Below are 5,399 nucleotides of genomic sequence, written 5' to 3'. Positions count from 1 at the left end.
CTGCCATGGCGGCTACGATCGAGACGATGCTGGAGGACAATCTTCCGCAGCGCGCGGCCGAGTCCGGCGAATATTTGACCGGGCTGCTGAAGGAGAAGCTGGCCGATTGTCCGTTCGTAGTGGACGTTCGCGGCAAAGGTCTATTGATCGGCATCGAGTGCCAATCTCCTGTAGGCGAGATCGTGCTGGCCGGCCAATCCAAGGGGCTGCTGTTCGTTACGGCCGGAACCCATGTGATCCGTCTGCTGCCGAACCTTTACGTAAGCAAGGAAGAAATTCGCCAGGCGGTGGACATCCTTTCGGATCTCATTCATACTTATGTTATCGAGCATGGGGCGAAGTGACCGAGCAAAGCGTGTAAATTAGCGGGTACAATTCCCGTTAGCCATAGATAGGTTCTGAGCAAACTTCCCTTTTCGCAGGGCGATTTGGCAGGGCCATATTGTGAACAACAAGGAGGAACGGATTCATGGGTCAGAGCATCACGGACAATACACAGGGCACCACGCTCAAAGGCCGGGATTTTCTGGAGCTGGACGACTTCAGCACGGAAGAAATCCAGTATCTGATCGATCTGGCGATCGAGCTGAAGCGCAAGCAGAAGAACGGTGAGGTCTATCAGCCGCTGCTGGGCAAGACGGTCGGTCTTATTTTTGAAAAATCATCCACGCGCACGCGCGTATCCTTCGAGGTGGGCACGTATCAGCTTGGCGGACATGCCCTGTTCCTGAGCAAAAACGACATTCAGCTTGGAAGAGGCGAGACAGTGGGCGATACGGCGCAGGTGATGTCGCGCTATCTGGACGGCATCATGATCCGCACATTCGGGCATGACAAGGTGGAAGAACTGGCCCGCTACGCGTCGGTGCCCGTTATTAACGGCCTGAGCGATCTGGCGCATCCGTGCCAGGTGCTGGCCGACTATCAGACCGTCTATGAGCAGAAGGGGCAACTGAAGGGCCTGAAGCTTGCCTACATCGGCGACGGCAACAATATGGCGCATTCCCTGCTGCTTGGCGGGGCGAAGCTTGGCGTGCATGTCTCTGTTGCGGGACCGGAAGGCTACGAGCCGGATGCAGCGGTCGTGGCCAAAGCGCGGGAAATCGCCAAAGAGACCGGCTCCGAGATCGTGATCACGCGCAGTCCGGAGGAAGCGGTGAAGGATGCCGATGTCATCTATACGGACGTATGGGCGAGCATGGGCTTCGAGGAAGAGCAGCTCAAGCGGGAAGCGGCATTCAAGGACTATCAGGTGAACGCGGAGCTTGTCAAAGGCGCGAAGAGCGACTTTATGTTCCTGCACTGCCTGCCGGCCCACCGGGGCGAGGAAGTGACCGCCGATGTGATCGACGGACCGAACTCCTTCATTTTCGACGAGGCGGAGAATCGGCTGCATGCCCAAAAAGCGCTGATGGCCGCTCTGATGGGCTGATCCGTCCTTGACCCGAGATAAGCACAGCGAGAAATCCCCTAAGCAGAAAGGAAGACGTTTGTAATGGCAAAAGAAAAAATCGTGCTGGCCTATTCCGGCGGCCTGGATACCTCGGTCATTCTGAAATGGCTGAAAGAAACATATGACGCGGAAATTATCGCTTTTACGGCCGATATCGGCCAGAAGGAAGAATTGGATGGTCTGGAGGAAAAAGCGCTCGCCACCGGCGCGTCGAAAGTCTATATCGACGACTTGCGCGAGGAGTTCGCCAAGGATTTCATCTACCCGATGTTCCAGGCCGGGGCGCTGTATGAAGGGCAATACCTGCTCGGCACCAGCATCGCCCGCCCGCTGATCGCCAAACGCATGGTTGACATCGCTGCCCTGGAAGGCGCTACGGCAATCGCTCACGGCGCTACCGGCAAAGGCAACGACCAGGTGCGCTTCGAGCTTGGCGCGGCAGGCCTTGCTCCGAACATCAAGGTCATCGCGCCTTGGCGCCTGGAAGAATTTCGGAATCAGTTCCCGGGCCGCGCGGAAATGATTGCTTACGCGGAAGCGAACGGCATTCCGGTTCAGGCATCGGCGGCGAAGCCGTATTCCATGGACCGCAATCTGCTGCATATTAGCTATGAGAGCGGCGTCCTGGAAGATCCGTGGTTCGACGCGAGCGCGCCGGAGAACAAGGAGATGTTCCTGCTGACGAACGCGCCAGAGGACGCTCCGGACGAGCCGGAATATCTGGAGCTTGAATTCCTGAAAGGCGACTGCGTTGCCCTTAACGGTGAACCGCTTGCGCCTTTGCAAGTGATGGAGAAGCTGAACGAGCTGGGCGGCAAGCACGGCATCGGCCGCGTGGACATGGTCGAGAACCGCTTTGTCGGCATGAAGAGCCGGGGCGTATATGAGACGCCGGGCGGCACGATTCTGTTCACCGCTCACCGCAAAATGGAGTCCATCACGATGGACCGTGAAGTGATGAATGTCCGCGACAGCCTGATTACCCGTTACAGCACGCTTGTGTACAACGGCTTCTGGTTCGCTCCAGAACGCAAGGCGATTCAGGCGCTTGTAGCGGAGAGCCAGCAGAACGTAACCGGAACCGTACGCCTCAAGCTGTATAAGGGCAACATTATCGCCGCAGGCGTCAAGAGTCCGGTCAGCCTGTACAATCCGAATATCGCGACGATGGAGGCCGATCCGACGCAGGCCTACGATCAGGGCGACGCTACCGGCTTTATCCGCCTGAACGCGCTGCGCCTGAAGGTGTCCGCCGGAGTGGCCGAATCGGTGAAATAAAGGCAACCTAAGCAATAAGGCATACCCGGGACTGGAGGCGGAAATATATTCCTCGAAGGCCCGGGTTTTTCCATGAAGACATACGGAAACGGTATATTTTGAAAAGGGGGATTGAGCGGTGAGCAAGCTGTGGGGTGGACGGTTTACAAAAGGAACGAACAAGCTCGTAGAGGAGTACACAGCCTCCATCGGCTTCGATAAAGCGCTGGCGGAAGAAGATGTGCAGGGCAGTCTGGCGCATGTGACGATGCTGGGCAAATGCGGGATACTGCCGCAGGAGGATGTAGAGGCGATTAAGCAGGGACTTCAGAAGGTGCTGGAGAAGGTTCGCGCCGGAGAGGTTGAATTTTCCGTGTCGGATGAAGATATTCATATGAATATCGAGAAGCATCTGATCCAGGAGATCGGCCCGGTCGGCGGCAAGCTGCATACGGGTCGCAGCCGCAATGACCAGGTGGCGACGGACATGCATCTGTACTTACGGAACCGGGTGGTGGAGCTGGTCGATCTGCTGCATGGGCTTCAGGAAGCGCTGATTGCGCAGGCCAAGGACAATGTGGAGACGATTCTGCCCGGATATACGCATCTGCAGCGGGCCCAGCCGATTCTGTTCGCGCATCATCTGCTCGCCTATGTCTCCATGTTCCGCCGGGACGCCGAGCGGCTGACGGACAGCTATAAGCGCATCAACGTGCTGCCGCTGGGCGCCGGAGCGCTGGCGGGGACGACTTTTCCGATCGATCGGCATTTTGTGGCGGAGCAGCTCGGCTTTGACGGCGTCTACGAGAACAGTCTGGATGCTGTCAGCGACCGCGATTTTATCGTCGAGTTCCTGGCGAACGCTTCGCTGATTATGACGCACCTGTCACGTCTTAGCGAAGAGCTGGTGCTGTGGAGCAGCACGGAGTTCAGCTTCGTGGAGCTGGATGACGCTTTCTGCACAGGCAGCAGCATTATGCCGCAGAAGAAGAATCCGGACGTGCCGGAGCTTGTGCGCGGCAAGACGGGCCGTGTCTACGGCAACCTGATCGGGCTGCTGACGGTGCTGAAATCGCTGCCGCTGGCTTACAACAAGGACATGCAGGAAGACAAGGAAGGCATGTTCGACACGGTAACGACGCTGACGGGCGCCCTGCAATTGTTCGCGCCGATGATTGCGACGATGAAGGTGAATAAGGGACGGATGCGGGAAGCGGTGAATACCGATTTCTCCAACGCGACGGATATTGCAGACTTCCTGGTCGGCAAAGGGCTGCCGTTCCGCCAGGCGCATGAAGTCATCGGGAAGACGGTGCTGTACTGCATCAATGAGGGCAAATTCCTGCTCGATCTGACGCTGGACGAGTTCAAGCAGTTCTCGCCGCTGTTCGACGAGAATATTTACGCGGTGCTTCAGCCGGAAGCGGTCGTCAATGCCCGCAACGTGTACGGCGGCACGGCAACGGTGCAGGTGCAGGCGGCTATCGGGCGGGCCGAAGAGAGCCTGGCCGAAGCGAAACAATGGGTTGCGGCGCTTGCGGAGAAGCTTTAAGTTTGCGGGCCGGACCCAAGACCGAATCAAGGGGCCATCACGTTTATTGAACTAAAAATGACATTCAAGCGGTTATCCGTTTGAATGTCATTTTTTTCCGTCGGAGGATTATCGCGAACTGGCGTATCGGAAGAGGGGGGCTGTTTTGTTTTCAAAAACCTGCAACCGTACATCCTTTTTCAACACTTTTAATTAAAGAGGGGATATTCCTGCGAGCATACATGTATTCCGCGTTTAACAACCGCTATCACCGAAATCGCCTGAAATTCCTGCACGCTCGCAGCCCTTTTTCCAAACGACTAAAGGAACAACGAAAAAAGATGTACTATCGCAGTTTTGAGTGCACTGGAAAGGAAAAGTCCCTTTTGTGGAGAAGGGGAGACCACTTTGAAGTGAAGAAGAGCGGCTCGACGCAGAACGTACATTTGGATTTATCGCAGCTTTCCTCATTACTTTAATGTTAGGTTTTGATTATAAGGAGTAAGGCTTGGCAGCGGATTCAATACCTGGAGAAACCAATTCTTGCTGAAATTGAATGACAACAAAAGTCGCGGTCGGTTACTACACGTATCCCAAACCACGACTTTTTCAGTGTGCCCCTTTAAGGGAACCTTTGTTGCGCCGCTTAATTGATAGCTTAGAATCCAATCCAAAGGGGCAGATCAATGAACAAAAAAGGTTAATCCTGTCGCTAGCGCTGTCTTTGGGTTTAGTATCCGCTGGCAGCGGATTAATGGCGGCATCGACGGGTTCAAGCGGGGAAGGATTTTAAAGCGAAAGCCTGCGTTGAGGAGAAACGTATTGAAGGGAGCGGGTAATGTCTATGGCCTTAAGGCGTGCAAATCGGAGACATATACCACTCCCGCCAGCTTGCCGTGGTCAGTGACGATAATGCAGTCGTTCTGCTGCTTCGGGTGGCGGTCCATTGCCGTTGCTAGAACCGCATGCGGATCGGCGGCAATGTCGACAATCAGCGGATTGTTGTGAGCCAGCTTCATTGCAGGTTCTCTGTAAAAAGTATCCATTCCGAATCGTCCGGTTGCTTGCAGCAGGAAGTTTTCGCTCATCAGCAGTCCCACCGGCTCGTCTGCCGCGTTGCAGAGGACTAGGCATTTGGACTCCGGATGCTCGAACATC

The 5,399-nt window shown here is 55.6% G+C and carries 5 protein-coding genes; 4 read left to right on the top strand and 1 reads right to left on the bottom strand.

The window, feature by feature from the left end; all coding sequences use genetic code 11:
- From L692_RS28230 to argH, 4 genes are all read left to right on the top strand, one after another.
- Nucleotides 1–344 (top strand): aminotransferase class III-fold pyridoxal phosphate-dependent enzyme (locus tag L692_RS28230; RefSeq protein ID WP_156940364.1); only part of this gene is annotated, 344 nt, incomplete at its 5' end.
- 125 nt (nucleotides 345–469) lie between these two features.
- Nucleotides 470–1,432: an ornithine carbamoyltransferase gene (gene argF, locus L692_RS0109180; RefSeq protein ID WP_025699204.1), complete on the top strand. Its 963-nt coding sequence runs from the start codon at nucleotides 470–472 to the stop codon at nucleotides 1,430–1,432.
- 63 nt (nucleotides 1,433–1,495) lie between these two features.
- Nucleotides 1,496–2,731 carry an argininosuccinate synthase gene (locus tag L692_RS0109175; RefSeq protein WP_025699202.1) on the top strand — a complete coding sequence of 412 codons (1,236 nt, stop codon included), beginning with the start codon at nucleotides 1,496–1,498 and terminating at the stop codon, nucleotides 2,729–2,731.
- 118 nt (nucleotides 2,732–2,849) lie between these two features.
- A complete protein-coding gene (gene argH / locus L692_RS0109170; RefSeq protein ID WP_025699200.1) occupies nucleotides 2,850–4,262 on the top strand; it encodes an argininosuccinate lyase in 1,413 nt (470 codons plus the stop codon).
- An 821-nt stretch (nucleotides 4,263–5,083) separates the two neighbouring features.
- Here the strand turns inward: argH and L692_RS32575 are convergent.
- Nucleotides 5,084–5,399: hypothetical protein (locus L692_RS32575; protein WP_036722918.1), on the bottom strand; the 316-nt coding region annotated here is incomplete at its 5' end.

The organism is Paenibacillus forsythiae T98 (genome assembly GCF_000520735.1).
In the GTDB taxonomy this organism is placed as follows: domain Bacteria; phylum Bacillota; class Bacilli; order Paenibacillales; family Paenibacillaceae; genus Paenibacillus_AQ; species Paenibacillus_AQ forsythiae.
The sequence above is the reverse complement of the archived record's forward strand: the minus strand, read 5'-3'. Positions and strand labels throughout refer to the sequence as shown.

What these genes read in the sequence shown, in the direction of transcription:
- argF (WP_025699204.1), top strand. Translation starts at nt 470, where the DNA reads ATGGGTCAGAGCATCACGGACAATACACAGGGCACCACGCTCAAAGGC.
- L692_RS0109175 (WP_025699202.1), top strand. Translation starts at nt 1,496, where the DNA reads ATGGCAAAAGAAAAAATCGTGCTGGCCTATTCCGGCGGCCTGGATACC.